The 13,087-nt window shown below is 61.5% G+C and carries 11 protein-coding genes; 5 read left to right on the forward strand and 6 right to left on the reverse strand.

Features of this window, described 5'->3' with window-relative positions; translation table 11 throughout:
• Positions 1–237: 237 nt before the first annotated feature.
• The 3 genes from AB5767_RS08355 to AB5767_RS08365 all read left to right on the forward strand — a co-directional run bounded on the left by AB5767_RS08355 (position 238) and on the right by AB5767_RS08365 (position 2,187).
• Positions 238–909, forward strand: coding sequence for a nitroreductase family protein (locus AB5767_RS08355; protein WP_368132381.1), 672 nt, complete (start codon positions 238–240; stop codon positions 907–909).
• A gap of 82 nt (positions 910–991) precedes the next feature.
• A complete protein-coding gene (locus AB5767_RS08360) occupies positions 992–1,534 on the forward strand; it encodes a histidine phosphatase family protein (protein ID WP_349076687.1) in 543 nt (180 codons plus the stop codon).
• Positions 1,535–1,551: 17 nt separating this feature from the next.
• Positions 1,552–2,187: a histidine phosphatase family protein gene (locus tag AB5767_RS08365; RefSeq protein ID WP_368132382.1), complete on the forward strand. Its 636-nt coding sequence runs from the start codon at positions 1,552–1,554 to the stop codon at positions 2,185–2,187.
• A gap of 128 nt (positions 2,188–2,315) precedes the next feature.
• Here the strand turns inward: AB5767_RS08365 and AB5767_RS08370 are convergent, their stop codons facing one another.
• Both AB5767_RS08370 and AB5767_RS08375 read right to left on the reverse strand, forming a co-directional pair.
• Positions 2,316–2,999 carry a DUF1015 family protein gene (locus tag AB5767_RS08370; protein ID WP_368132383.1) on the reverse strand — a complete coding sequence of 228 codons (684 nt, stop codon included), beginning with the start codon at positions 2,997–2,999 and terminating at the stop codon, positions 2,316–2,318.
• A 39-nt stretch (positions 3,000–3,038) separates the two neighbouring features.
• The gene (locus AB5767_RS08375) at positions 3,039–4,259 is read right to left on the reverse strand and encodes a M20 family metallopeptidase (RefSeq protein WP_368132384.1); all 1,221 of its coding nucleotides are present in this window, start codon (positions 4,257–4,259) and stop codon (positions 3,039–3,041) included.
• Positions 4,260–4,413: 154 nt separating this feature from the next.
• On the opposite strand from AB5767_RS08375, the gene AB5767_RS08380 reads away from it, so the two are divergent.
• Positions 4,414–5,463: a hypothetical protein gene (locus AB5767_RS08380; RefSeq protein ID WP_368132385.1), complete on the forward strand. Its 1,050-nt coding sequence runs from the start codon at positions 4,414–4,416 to the stop codon at positions 5,461–5,463.
• A gap of 349 nt (positions 5,464–5,812) precedes the next feature.
• On the opposite strand, the gene AB5767_RS08385 is transcribed toward AB5767_RS08380, so the two are convergent.
• The 3 genes from AB5767_RS08385 to AB5767_RS08395 all read right to left on the reverse strand — a co-directional run bounded on the left by AB5767_RS08385 (position 5,813) and on the right by AB5767_RS08395 (position 9,998).
• Entirely contained in the window at positions 5,813–6,976 is a 1,164-nt protein-coding gene (locus AB5767_RS08385) for a phosphoglycerate dehydrogenase (protein ID WP_006235446.1), read from the reverse strand.
• Between the two features lie 69 nt (positions 6,977–7,045).
• The gene (serC, locus tag AB5767_RS08390) at positions 7,046–8,170 is read right to left on the reverse strand and encodes a 3-phosphoserine/phosphohydroxythreonine transaminase (protein WP_368132386.1); all 1,125 of its coding nucleotides are present in this window, start codon (positions 8,168–8,170) and stop codon (positions 7,046–7,048) included.
• A 226-nt stretch (positions 8,171–8,396) separates the two neighbouring features.
• Positions 8,397–9,998 carry a potassium/proton antiporter gene (locus AB5767_RS08395; protein ID WP_368132387.1) on the reverse strand — a complete coding sequence of 534 codons (1,602 nt, stop codon included), beginning with the start codon at positions 9,996–9,998 and terminating at the stop codon, positions 8,397–8,399.
• Positions 9,999–10,251: 253 nt separating this feature from the next.
• Here AB5767_RS08395 and AB5767_RS08400 point away from each other — a divergent pair, with 253 nt between their 5' ends.
• Positions 10,252–11,091, forward strand: coding sequence for a metallophosphoesterase family protein (locus AB5767_RS08400; protein ID WP_022095029.1), 840 nt, complete (start codon positions 10,252–10,254; stop codon positions 11,089–11,091).
• A 395-nt stretch (positions 11,092–11,486) separates the two neighbouring features.
• On the opposite strand, the gene AB5767_RS08405 is transcribed toward AB5767_RS08400, so the two are convergent.
• Complete coding sequence (locus AB5767_RS08405) at positions 11,487–13,070, reverse strand: lipopolysaccharide biosynthesis protein (protein WP_368132388.1); 1,584 nt, start codon at positions 13,068–13,070, stop codon at positions 11,487–11,489.
• Between the last annotated feature and the right edge of the window lie 17 nt (positions 13,071–13,087).

Consider the following 13,087-nt stretch of genomic DNA (forward strand, 5'->3'; position numbering starts at 1 on the left):
GGGTGGCTCAGCCCGATGGAGTACCGCAGGAAGCTTGGATACGCCTAGGCGCGGTCCAAGAAATCGTCCGCACCCCCGGGAGGGTGAAACGTAACCCAAAGGCCCCGAATTGTTTCCGTTGTTCCCCACGTCGCGATTTTCTATTCAACAGGTGTAGAACATTGCAGCCCTGTTCGTATTTGCCTACGTTTTAGGTTAGATTTTCCTAAGGACAATTGGCTTGTATTGGGGGTCCCTATGAACGAAGCAGTTCCTGAGGCACCGTCGAGTGTCGAATCGATGGCAAAGCAAGGTTGCGAAAAGCTCGGTCTGGAAGCGTTTGATGCGCTGGTCCGTCGTGCCCGTACGTGCCGCCGCTTTGACGAGTCCATGCCCGTGCGGCGCGAGTTTTTGCTCGAGCTGGCGGAACTGGCGCACCTGGCTCCCTGCGGCGCCAATGCTCAGCGTCTGCGTTTTCATGTGGTAAGCGGTGCAGAGGACTGCGCTCGCGTGTTTGACGAGCTTGCATGGGCCGGCGCGCTTAAGGACTGGCCGGGTCCTGCCGAGGGTGAGCGCCCGACCGGCTACATCGCGATTCTTGCCGAGCGCGCCGTTCCGGGTAAGCCCGCCGCTCCTATTACTGAGGTCGACACGGGCATTGCCGCGCAGACGATGATGCTCGCCGCCCGCAGCGCCACGCCCGAGGTGGCTGCCTGCATGTTCAAGGCCTTTACGCCCCACGCGATCGATGCCATGGGGCTCGATAGCGGCAAGTATGAACTCAAGCTGATCATGGCGTTTGGCGTTCCGGCCGAGACGCAGGTGATCGATGCGATCGATTCCAACCCCGACGGCTCAATTAATTACTGGCGCGACGAGGCGCAGGTGCACCACGTACCCAAGCGCCCGCTTGCCGACGTACTGGTGTAGCTGAGCGTCACCGCGGTGTAATCCGGCGGTAAACCACCACAAAGGTACCTGTCCCCTTTGCGGTGGTGCGAGGGGAGGACGTGTGGCAGATTTGTATTTGGTGCGGCATGGGCAGACTGAGCTCAATGTGCAGAACATTTTGCAGGGTGGGCACGATTCGCCGCTTACGGCGCGCGGGCGCGAGCAGGCGCTGGCGACGCGCGCGGCGTTTGAGGCGCGTGGCGTGACCTTTGACCGTGTGTATTCCTCCCCGTTGGGCCGGGCGCGGCGTACGGCTGAGCTAATTGCTGGTGAGGGCCGCTCGATAGAGCTGGTCGATGACCTACGCGAGTGGCATTTGGGCTCGCTGGAGGGCACATCAAATCGCGATATGCCGCCGCAGCCCTGGGGTGATTATCCGGTGGCCTTTGGTGGCGAGTCTGAAGTGCAGCTCCAGTCGCGTATGGTCGCGGTGCTGTCGCGCATCATGGCCAGGCCGCAGCACGACTGCGTGCTGGCAGTCTCCCACGGCTCAGCCTGCCAGGAGTTTCTTGAGTATGTGACTGGCAGGGGAGAGCTACCCGACAACGGTGCCGTGCTTCATTTTGGCTATTGCGACGGGGCGTTTTCGCTCCTTGATTGGTAACGAACGAAAGGACCCCTATGAATAAAGACCTGTATCTGGTTCGTCATGGGCAGACAATATTCAACCTTAAGCGCATTATTCAGGGTTGGAGTGACTCGCCGCTCACGCAGCTGGGATGCGACCAGGCGGCGCGTGCCGGCATGTTCTTGCGTGCGCGCGGCATTGAGCCCGATCATGCCTACACCTCGACGCTGCACCGCACCGAGCAGACCATCGCCAACTTGTGGCCGGGCTTGGCGTACGAGCGCCTGGACGGCCTGCGTGAGTGGTTCTTTGGCGACTTTGAGGCCGAGCGCGTGATGCTCATGCCCGAGCGCCCGTGGCGCGACTTCTATCGCCAGTTTGGCGGCGAGGGCCAGATGCAGGTGCGCGAGCGCATGGTGGCGACGTTGACCGATCTTATGCGTCGCCCGGACCACGAGTGCGTGCTCGCGGTGAGCCACGGCTCGGCTATCAAGGAGTTCATGGACCATGTGAAGGGCGCGGCGGCCGATGAGCGCGACCGCGTGCCAGGCAACTGCTCGGTGCTGCACTTTGCGTTTGATGATGCGACGGATACGTTTGAACTGGTTGAGATTTTTACGCAGGAGGATTACGCGCGCGAGCTGGGGCTTGAACCACTTGTGGCGGCAGCAGGCCCGCAGCGCGGATAACGCGAGCGCGGCGGCACGGGTCGCCGGCATACTTCTCGACGCAAAAGGGGCGGAGATGCATGTACCTGCTGCATCTCCGCCCCCTGTTTGTTGAGCTGCCGATTTTTGTGCTGGGCGGTCTGGTCTTGCTAGAACCGCGCGACCTGGTGCGTGAGCAGACCTGTCGGAACTTGCGGCGCGGCGCCGCTGACCTGCGCGGCGGGGAAGAGCACGGCAACGGTAAAGTTGAACGGCTCCTTGCCGGTGTACGTTCCGGCGGCACGGGCCTCATCGGCCAGCAGCTGCGACGCCCCGGTCAGAGCGGCCGCGTAGGCGGGGTCGTCGGTCAGTGCCGGCTCCGTTGCTTGGTCGAGCATAGCGCGGATGGCCCCGACGGCATCCTCGCGCTTGACCTCCCACGCGCGGTGCGTAATGCCCGCGGGGTCGGTAACGGCGTAGAGCGACGCGCCCTCTTTGGCGGCGCCCAGGATGATATCCATGACGGGCGAGGCCTCGTAGGCGAGCGACACGGGGCGCGGCTGCACCTTGAGCTCGGCGATCGCGCGCGCGGCGGCAGCCACGTCGGCGCTGGCATCGCCCTTGCCGCCCGCAAGTACACTCGTCGGGCAGATCGCCACGACACCCGTCACACGTCCCGGCTCGCCCGAGCATTCGTACACGTAATACGCCGCACCCGGGTCCTTGAGCATCAGACCATCGGCAATGGCTCCGCGCAGAGCATCGTTGCCGCTCAGGATGCTGCCCATTGCAGGCAGCGCCTCGAGCACGCGGTCCTGAGCCGGGCGGATGCAGGGAAACGGAAGTGCTTTCATGGGCGGTCCTAACGCACGAGTCGGTTTGTTCGCGGCTTATTATGCCCCAACTTGCCCATTCGCGTCCCAGAGCACGTTATCGGCGAGCGCGATGAGCACGTTCTGGCAGCGAACGATATCGGCGTGGGACACATATTCGTTGGGCTTGTGCGCGAGCGCGAGCGACCCGGGACCGTAACTCATGCAATTGCGGTTACCTGTCTTGCCGGCAATGACGGCGGTGTCGGTGTAGCCGGTAAAGAAGCCGACGGTCGTGTCCGCGTCCGTCACGTCATCGGCGGCACGCTTGAGCGCTGCTAGAAGGGGAGAGTTCGGGTCGCGCTCGATGGCGGGGCGGTCGCCCGTCACGGTGTAGCTGCCATGGCAACCGGGGACCGCGGCTTCGGCGCCGGCGATGGCCTGCTCTACCATGCGCTTCGCGACGGCCGTATCAGTCGGCGGAGTCAGGCGCATATCGACCCAGACCTTGGCGCGGTCGGGCACGACATAGGGGCGATATCCGCCCTCGATTTGGCCAAACGTGATGGTCGAAGGCCCCAGTTCATCGTGCGCGGGCAGCGCCATAAACGCGCGACGGAGCGAACACACGACCTCGGCCATGGCGGCGACGGCATCCGCGCCCTTCCAGGGCTGGCTCGCATGCGCCGTCACGCCAGTCATTTCAATTTCGAACCACGTACGCCCCTTGTGCGCCACCTGGATCTGTCCGTCGGTGGGTTCGGTGTCCAGCACCCATTCACGCGAGCCGACCCAGCCGGCATCGATCGCGGCCTCTGAGCCGCGCATAAAGTCCTCCTCGTCGACCGAGCAGATGAGCGAAAAGCCGCGGCGGGGCAGCTCGCCTTCTGCCGCCACGCGCTCGAGTGTATGGACCAGTGCGGCAATGGCGCAGGCCAGGCCACCCTTCATATCGCAGGCGCCGCGGCCATAGAGTTTATCGTTGCGCACGATCGCTCCGAGCGGCGGAATGTCCGCGTCCCAGCCATCGCCCAGCGTAACGGTATCCATATGGCAGATATAGACGAGTCGCGGCTCGTCGCTTTGGCCCGGCACGGTGACCATAAGGTTGCGGCGCCCGGGGAGTACTTCGAGCTCTGCAATCTGCACGGCATCGAGTACCGGATGGCTCAGCTGCGCCAACTGTTCCTCAACCAACGCTTTGATATGCCGCTCAATTTCATCCTCATACGCGCCCGGGTCTGAGCTGTCGATTCGCACAAGCTCCTGCGCAAGCCGCCAGGCAAAGTCCTTGTCAACCATATGCAACCTCACAATCAGTCTGCTTTCCAAACCGATTGTAAGCCTCCTAAGAGATCCGCGGTGTGCGCGCAGCAGTATTTACCGTTCGCAGGCCGAGCCAGTGCGTTTGCCGTCCGAGCGGGTTCACAAACGGCGCAGTGGGTACGTAGCCTCTATGGACGACATGCTGTGCGACATATCTGCCTTTCGGTATCACCGGATACCTCCACAGGTCTTGGCGATAATGCCGGACCTGCCCGAGTCTGCGGACGATCCGCGCAAGGAGCGCCTTTGCGAGCATCCGCTCGTCACGCATTTTCTGGGCATCCCGTTGCACGTTTTGGCGCAGGGAAGCTGCGGACGTAAGGGCGATCGCATTGTCAGGCATGTTTGGAACGGGGAGAGGCCGTTTGGCTCCGTGCGGCAGACAGAGTTTGGCCTCGATGCCGCGTCCCCACTCTTTACCCTGCTGACCCTGGCCTCCTCGGTCTCAAACGAGCGTCTAATCATGTGCATGTATGAGATGTGCGGCACCTTTGCCGTGTGCAAGATTGCGCCTCAGGTAAAGTCGGCACTTGTGCAGGCGTATGGGGGCCGGTGGGGTGACGCGCAGTTGGGCTGGGAAAACGTAAAGGATGTCTCGGGGAATCCAACGGACTTGTGGAAACGACCGCCCTTGATCGAGCTCTCTGAGCTTACGGAGTACGTCGATAAGATCCGGGGGCTCCGCGGCGCTAAATCGTTCACACGTGCCGCGAAATGCATTACAGGGATGGCGGCATCGCCGCTCGAGGTCCAGGCATCGATGCTGTTTGGTCTTTCGAGGTTACGCGGCGGCGAAGGGCTGCGCCTTACCAATAACGTCGAGATTCGTATGACGCGCAGCGCTCGTCTGATTTCGGGGCTCGACAGGCGCTATGCCGATATCCTGCTGGCAAATAAGGACGGCAGCCGAGAGTGTCTGGTTGAATGCCAGGGTAAAGCCATACACGGATCCATAGAATCCAAGATCTCTGACTCCGACCGAACGACGGCCTTGCAGGCGATGGGATATCCCGTCGTTTTGATGACCTATGGCCAGCTGGCCGACTCCGATGCCTTCCGCGTGGTGATGGAGCTCATCATGTCCTATCTCGATGCGCAGCTGAAAGACAAGACACCGCGGCAGCAGGAGCTCGAACGCCGGCTTCGTGAGGAGATATTTATCGATTGGTCGGGAATGTAGTCGTGCAGGTGGAAAACGGTCGCGCGAACTAGAGTTTTGGGCGCGAAAAAAGCTTCAGTTTCGCCTTGGAAGGACTTTAAAAATGCTATCCAGAACAAGTTGTTTCGGAAAATCGACAGTCAACTTGGATGTGGTATACAGAGATCGATTTTTACCTACTAAAGCTCCAGATAAAGCTGTTTATCAAAGCGGGTGCGCTCAGTAATTTGGGTATGACTGTCGATTATCCGAAAAAACTTGTTCTGGGTAGCATTATCAAAACCAGCCGGAGCAAAGAAATCGGCCCCCGTTTCGCGAAAACGGGGGCCGAATGGGCTTCATGGCCTGCCTGGCAGGCTTGGCGCCGGCGCTATTTGATCACGCGTACGCGATACATCGACGGAATCTGCTTGAGCGCCTCGATCGTGCTGCTGTCCAGGTGCTCGTCGGTGTCGAACATGGTGTAGGCGTTCTCGCCGGCGGACTCGTTGGTCATACGCTGCACGTTGGCGTTGTCCTTGGCGAGAATGGCCGTGATCTGGCCGATCATGTTGGGCACGTTGGCGTGCAGGCAGGCGATGCGGCTTGCGGCGCGCGCCTTGCCCATGCTGCAGGCGGGGTAGTTGACGCTATGTGCGATGTTGCCGTTCTCCAGGTAATCCTTGAGCTCGCTGATGGCCATATCGGCGCAGTTGGCCTCGGCCTCGCCAGTGCCGGCGCCCGAGTGCGTGGTGATAAACGTGTTGGGCATCTTGACGGTCTTGGGCGTGGCAAAGTCGCAGCTAAACCAGCTCAGCTTGCCCTCGCGCAGGGCAGCGTCGACGGCGTCCTCGTCAATGATGGTCTCGCGTGCGTAGTTGATGAGCACGGCGTCGGGTGCCAGCAGGTTAATCTGCTCGGTGCTGATCATGCCGATGGTGTCGGCCTTGCTGGGCACGTGTACGGTGAGGTAGTCGCAGCCGCGGCAGAGATCCTCGAGCGTGCCCACACGCTGCACCTCGCGGCTCAGCACCCACGCGTGCTCGACGGAAATGAACGGGTCGTAGCCGTAAACGTCCATGCCCAGGTCGACGCAGGCGTTGGCGACCTTGGAGCCCACGTTGCCCAGGCCGATGACGCCGATGCGCTTGCCCTTGAGCTCGCGGCCCACAAAGGCCTTCTTGGCCTTTTCGGCATCGACCTGAATCTCGGGGTCGTCGGCGTTGTCGCGCACCCAGTTCATCGATTGCACCACGCCGCGGCTCGAGAGCACCAGCATGCCTAGGACGAGCTCCTTGACGGCGTTGCTGTTGGCGCCGGGGGAGTTGAAGACGACGACGCCCTTCTTGGCGTACTCCTCGACGGGGATGTTGTTGACGCCGGCGCCGCAGCGGGCGATGGCGCGGATGCCCTCGGGCAGCTCGTAGCCGTGCAGGTCGGTCGAGCGCATCAGGATCGCGTCGGCCTCCTCGGCGGTGCTCACAAACTCGTAGCCTTCGCCAAACTCGACTTTGCCATCCTTGGTAATGTCGTCGATGGTCTTAATCTTGCGCATGAAAAACTCCTTAGCGGGTTTGTTTAAAACAAGTGGTTTGAAGTGGCTGGTCGGCCCGCGTGCTGCGGGCTAGTTAGATCGCGGGCTCAAACTACGCTGCGCTTCGAAGTCCTTCATGTACGAGGCCAGTGCCTGCACGTCTTCCATGGTTACGGCGTTGTACACGCTGGCGCGCATGCCGCCGACGAGGCGATGGCCCTTGACGTTTTGGATCTGGTGCTCTGCCGCGCCCGCAACAAAGGCAGCGTCGAGGCCGGCATCGCCGGTACGGAACGTGACGTTGGCGATGGAGCGACTGTCTGTCTGCGCAGTGCCGTGGAATAGTTTGCTGTGCTCGAGCAGGTCGTAGAGCAGGTTGGCCTTGGCCCAGTTGCGCTCGGCCATGGCGGCAAGTCCGCCGGTCTGCTCCACCCAATGGAACACCTTGCCGCACACGTAGATGCCAAAGGTGTTGGGCGTGTTGAGCATGGAGCCCTTGGCGGCCTGGGTCTTAAGGTCCAGGTACTGCGGCGTCTGCGCAAAGGCGGGGCCATCTGTGATGAGGTCGTCGCGCACGATGACCACGGTCACGCCCGCGGCGCCGGCGTTTTTCTGCGCGCCGGCGTAGATGAGCCCGTAGCGCTCAACGTCGAGCGGCTGCGACAAAAAGCAGCTCGAGACATCGGCGACCAGCGGCACGTCGCCGCAATCGGGCAGCTCGTGGTACATGGTGCCAAAGATGGTGTTGTTCTGGCAGATGTAGACGTAGTCGAGCCCGTCGCCCGCGGCCTCGGCGGCAATGCGCGCGTTGATGTCGGCCATACTGGGAATGCGGTCGAAGTTGGTGTCCTCGGAGCTCGCGAGTAGCATGGCCTCGCCGTACTTGGCGGCCTCCTTGTATGCCTTGTTGGCAAAGTTGCCGGTCACGACGTAGCCGGCGCGGCCGCGGCGCATGAGATTCATGGGAATGCCCGCAAACTGCAGCGTGGCGCCGCCCTGCAAAAACAGGACACGGTAGTTGTCGGGGATGCTCAGCAGGCGGCGCAGGGTTGCCTCGGCGTCGTCGATGATCTGCTGGTACATGCTAGATCGATGGCTCATCTCGAGCACGGACATGCCGCAACCGCGGTAGTCCATCATCTCGTCGGCGATCTCGGCGAGCACGCTTGTGGGCAGTGCGGCCGGGCCAGCTGAGAAGTTGTGCACACGTGCCATCTTCTAGTCCCCCTTGTAGTCGTTTGAACGTTCGGGATACTTTAGCACAGTGGAGCGCCGGGCGCGACCGCATCACGGTAAAACTCGAGTGCGCCGCTATGATTTACAGGATGGTTACATGAGGGGGTGTTGCTTTACTCCTCATGCAAATCTAAATCTGCGAGCGAAGGCATGGGGTTCTCTAGGCGTTTGATCTCTTCGTTGCAAATTAGCTACCCCATGGCCACTACGACGCCAGCGTGGCGATGACGGCTTCGTCGCCGGCATATATGAGGGTGTTGCCGTCGGGAATGATCGTTTGGCCGTCGCGCTTGAGCATCACGACGATAAAGGGGTGCTTGCCCTGCGGCACGTCGCGCAGGCGCTGGCCGGCCAGGCGACCGTGGGATGTCACGGTGACCTCGCGTAGCGTAACCTCGGCACGCTCTTCAAACGTCGGCGCGGCCATCACCAGCAGGTCACCTTCATCGATGACGGTATCGCCGTTGGGCAGCACCGGGTGCGCCCCGTCGCGCAGCACCAGGACCACGAGCATGTCTGTGGCGCTGCCAATGTCCGCGAGCGAGCGTCCGGCAAACGGATGTCCAGCGCCCACCTTGAGCTTTACAAACGACATGCCGTCCTCGTCGCGGTAGTCGTTAAAGGTGCGGCGCACGTCGCCGGTCGCATCGATCATATCGAGCTTCTTCGCCACCGCCGGCAGCAGCGAGCCCTGCACCACAATGCTCGACACGGCAATCACAAACACCAGGTCAAACAGGTCGTGTCCGCCGGGAACGCCGGCCACCACGGCAAAGAGACTAAAGACGACCGAAGCTGCTCCGCGCAGGCCCGCCCAGCTTACGAGCGCGACCTGGCGGGGGTTCGTCCTAAACGGCGCCAGCAGCATGCCTACGGCGATGGGGCGGCTCACAAAGAGCATAAACGCCATGAGCGCCAGGCCCGGTAGCAGCATTTGCGGCAGGCGTGCGGGTGTAACGAGCAGGCCCAGCAAAAAGAAGATGGTCATCTCTGCCATCTCGGTGAGGGTGTCAAAGAAGTGCGCCATCTCGACTTTGCCGGTGATGTCGCTGGCACCCAGCACAATGCCGGCCAGGTATACAGCCAAAAAGCCGTTGCCGCCCAGATAGCTTGGTAGCGCGTAGGCAACGATCGCCACGGCGAACAAAAAGATGGTCTGCGCGCCCTCGGCCGTTGCGTGCGCGCGTTCAATCAGGCGGCCCGCCGCCCAGCCGATGGCGAGGCCCAGGCCCACGCCCAAGATAATCTGCTTGGCCAGCAGTGCGGGAATGTTGATGTCGCCGCCGGCCGCGAGTGTGGCGAGCACGGCGGTGAGCATATAGGCGACGGGATCGTTGGAGCCCGATTCGACCTCGAGCAGCGAGTCGGTGCCGCCCCTCAGCGACAGGCTGTGCTCACGCAGTACGCTAAAGACGCTCGCCGCGTCGGTGGATGCCACGACCGATCCCAGCAGCAGGCCGCCGATCCAGTCGAACCCCAGCGCGAAGTGGGCGAACACGCCGGTGATGCCGGCAGTGATGACGACGCCGAGCGTGCTCAGCAGCACCGCCGGCGCAGCGACGGGCTTGGCGCGGTCGATATTGGTGTTAAAGCCGCCGTAGAACATGATGAACAGCAGCGCCGTGCTGCAGACGGTTTCGGTAAGCGCGTAGTCGCTAAAATCGATGTGCGCCGGGCCGTTGACGCCCAACAGCATGCCCAGCGTGATAAAGATGAGCAGGGTGGGGAAGGGGAGTTTTTTGCCGACGGGTTTGATGGTCAGGCACAAAATGATGACGAGGCCGATAAAAAGAAGGATCTGGTTCATGGATGGTGTCCGCTCCTGGGTGGTTGGCGTGGCACGGTCAGTTGTCTGCGGTTATTTGTACCCAAAGATGGTGGGTTTATGGGGTTGGATTGCAGGCGTGCGCGATATCGTCATAGACGGCTGCCGTCTTTGCCTCTGCTCGGAAACCCTTTCCAGCTTTATTGCAACGGAGTACAATGGGTAACGTTTAAGTTCAACTTGAAGTTTTAGTTGCGGCGCCGGGCTTCGGCCGCAATGCAAGGAGAGGCGTACCATGGCGATCTATGTGACATCTGATGCTCACGGGCACGTGCGTGCGCTTGACGAGGCCCTGTCTAAGATCTCGTTGACGTCCGACGACACGCTGTACGTGCTGGGCGACATGATCGATCGCGGGCCCGATCCGGTCGGCGTTATTAAGCTCGTGCGCTCGCTGCCCAACGCCCACGTGCTCAAGGGTAATCACGAGCAGATCATGCTCGATGCCATCATTGGTCAGGATCCGCTCGATGCCGAGACCTGGGATATCAACGGTGGCTGGACGACGCGCGAGCAGCTCAACGACATGGAATTTGAGGCATATGAGGAGCTCGTGCGATGGATGGCCGCGCTGCCGCTCTACGCGGTGGTCGAGACCGAGGAGCGCCCGTATCTGCTGGTACATGCCGGTATTGAGACCGAGGCGGCGCAGGCGTTTTTGCTTGAGCATGGCGTCGATTGTGCCGATGGCGTTGGAGCGGTGGGTGCCGATCGCGAGCTGCTGCAGCAGATGCTCGCAGTGCAGTCGTCCGATGACCTGCTGTGGATTCGTCATGGCTATTGGGATGCGTCGACCGGGCTGCTTTCTGCCGAGGGCAAGGGCCCGGTCGTGGTGAGCGGTCACACGCCCACGGTATCGCTTGGGCGCTATTGCGAGGTCGGTGGTCTGGCGGGGCTCGATGAGGAATCGGGACGCGGGCAGATCGTGCGCTTGGGCGGCGAGGACACTGCTGGTGTGCCCGATCGCATCGACATCGACTGCGCCGCCGCCACCGGCTCCGAGTTCGGCCGCGTGGGCATCCTGCGCCTGGACGACGGGGCCGAGTTCTACGCGAACATCAACCCGGGCGAATAACCTTGTTCCGCCGATCTACCGTAGCTAATTTGGGACGGGGCTTTTTTGACTACTTTCGGAGAGTAGCGCCTTCTTGCTCGGTAAGCGCTAGAAATGAGGAGCGTCTGCGTCCTCGACAGCGCGAAAATGCTCGAAAAACCGTCGCAACGGAGTCAAACGACGTCGCGGCGGTTCTTTTTTGGCTGCCCGCTGGCTAAGTGAGTAGACTTTTTTGGAAATGCCGAGCACCCAACATATTTGCCTCAATAAAACCGCAGGTCACAGACTTGTGCTCTGTTGGTGTGGTCGGGGATTCGGTAAAAGTCTACTCACTTAGTTTTGCGTGATGAATATTGTCCGCAACGAGACCCCAGACGGGGTGATTCCATCGCAAATTCCGGTGACCGGGCAGCTAATTAGGCGCCGTATGGGTTGCGGTCGAGTTCGATGCGTTGGCGGATGTTGGCGTACTCGATTATCAGCAGCACCAGGAGTAGGGCCATGATGGCTAGGTAGCTCACCACAGCGCCCATCAGACCCAGCAGCTTAATCAAGATCACCGGCAGCACCACGCTTACGGCGAAGCAGATCAGGTAGATCTTGGTGACGTCTCCAGCGTGGCGCAGCACCGTGATGATGGCGTAGATAAAGTCGATGGCCGCGGTGACGCCGCCGGCGACGACCATCAGCAGCGCCAGCGTACGGTAGCGCTCAAAGCTGAGGCCGTACATAAAGCTCATGAGGGGAATACCGGGACCTGCCATAAATGCGGCGCACGCGCCGGTGATGACCACGATCAGCGCCATAACGGCAACAATAATCAGGTCAAAGCGACGACGCTTGCGAGGATTAGCCCAAATGCTCGACAAGCGCAGGAGCTGCGGTTTATAGATAAATCCAATGCTCAGCAAAATAGCCTGCGCCGGAAAGAACAGGGCATTAAAGTACAGCTGATATTTGTATGCCAGCGTGCCTTCCATCACAAACTTGGGCATGCTCTCAATTAGGTTGAACAGGAACAGTGCACCAAAGAGCGGGGCGCACTGGACAAACAGGTGGCCGACCTCGCGCAGGCTCACGCGGCGCGATTTTTCGGTCTCGAGCAGGGCAAGCGGCGCGGTGACCAGCACGAGCGAGGCGATCGCGGTGACACCCATGACCATGGCCGCGATGGGCATGCTGCGCGTGAGGAACAGCGCCACGCTAAAGACCGCGATGACGCCGACGGAGCGTAGCGTTTGGCTCATTCCAGCCAAGTAGAGTTTGTCGGCCTGCTGCAGGCGGCCTTCGTACACGTCGGCGACGCCGTCGATGACCTTATACAGGTAGACGCCCAGGCCGATCGTCGCCATCCGCGCGTCATAGCCGCGGGCGCTGCTGTACATGAAGCCGCAGCCTAGGGCGAGCGCTCCACAAAGCCAGCGGTTGAGCTGGCAGGAGGCAAAGGACGTCTTTTCGTCGATGTCTGAGACCTGGAAATTGCGCACGCCGTAGTTGCACGCGATCATGATGAGCGTGCCGGTGACAAAGGCGATGGAGAACTTGCCGGCTTCTTCGGCGCCCACGAGCTGCGTAGACACGATGGTGAGCAGCGGAAACGCCAAGCCCCACACGGCGGTGCCGAGGGTGTTCCAAAGATAGTCGCGACTGGTGGCGTGCTCCTCGTATTCCGCTTCCTGCATGGAGAAGCCGCCGCCGTAGACGGCGCCGAGCAGACGGTTCCACCAAGCGTTGACCATGCGGCGGACGGGGCCGGGCTCCCGATCGCGTTCGCGCCGGCGACGGCGCGTGGCCTGGCTGCTATCGGGCCCGCCGGCGTTGCGCTGACTCAGCTCCTGGATGCGCGCGAGCTCTTCGGCCGTGTGGGAGGTGGGGAACAGGCCGTTCTCGATGCGGCCGCCCTGGGCCTTCGCGGCGCCGTCTTTCGATGCAGCGGGGTTGGAGATGCCGTTACGGCGGGCGATGGCGCGGCGAATGCTATCGAGGGGCGTGATGCTCAAAGCGGGGTCCTTTCTAT

Origin of the sequence: Collinsella aerofaciens (assembly GCF_040926265.1) — a bacterium.
Classification (GTDB): Bacteria; Actinomycetota; Coriobacteriia; order Coriobacteriales; family Coriobacteriaceae; genus Collinsella; species Collinsella aerofaciens_BB.

Excerpts from the sequence above, each read along its gene's own strand:
- AB5767_RS08365 (WP_368132382.1), top strand. The coding sequence starts at position 1,552 with ATGAATAAAGACCTGTATCTGGTTCGTCATGGGCAGACAATATTCAAC.
- AB5767_RS08400 (WP_022095029.1), top strand. The coding sequence starts at position 10,252 with ATGGCGATCTATGTGACATCTGATGCTCACGGGCACGTGCGTGCGCTT.
- AB5767_RS08355 (WP_368132381.1), top strand. The coding sequence starts at position 238 with ATGAACGAAGCAGTTCCTGAGGCACCGTCGAGTGTCGAATCGATGGCA.
- AB5767_RS08385 (WP_006235446.1), bottom strand. The coding sequence starts at position 6,976 with ATGCGCAAGATTAAGACCATCGACGACATTACCAAGGATGGCAAAGTC.
- AB5767_RS08395 (WP_368132387.1), bottom strand. The coding sequence starts at position 9,998 with ATGAACCAGATCCTTCTTTTTATCGGCCTCGTCATCATTTTGTGCCTG.
- AB5767_RS08375 (WP_368132384.1), bottom strand. The coding sequence starts at position 4,259 with ATGGTTGACAAGGACTTTGCCTGGCGGCTTGCGCAGGAGCTTGTGCGA.
- AB5767_RS08370 (WP_368132383.1), bottom strand. The coding sequence starts at position 2,999 with ATGAAAGCACTTCCGTTTCCCTGCATCCGCCCGGCTCAGGACCGCGTG.
- serC (WP_368132386.1), bottom strand. The coding sequence starts at position 8,170 with ATGGCACGTGTGCACAACTTCTCAGCTGGCCCGGCCGCACTGCCCACA.
- AB5767_RS08380 (WP_368132385.1), top strand. The coding sequence starts at position 4,414 with ATGGACGACATGCTGTGCGACATATCTGCCTTTCGGTATCACCGGATA.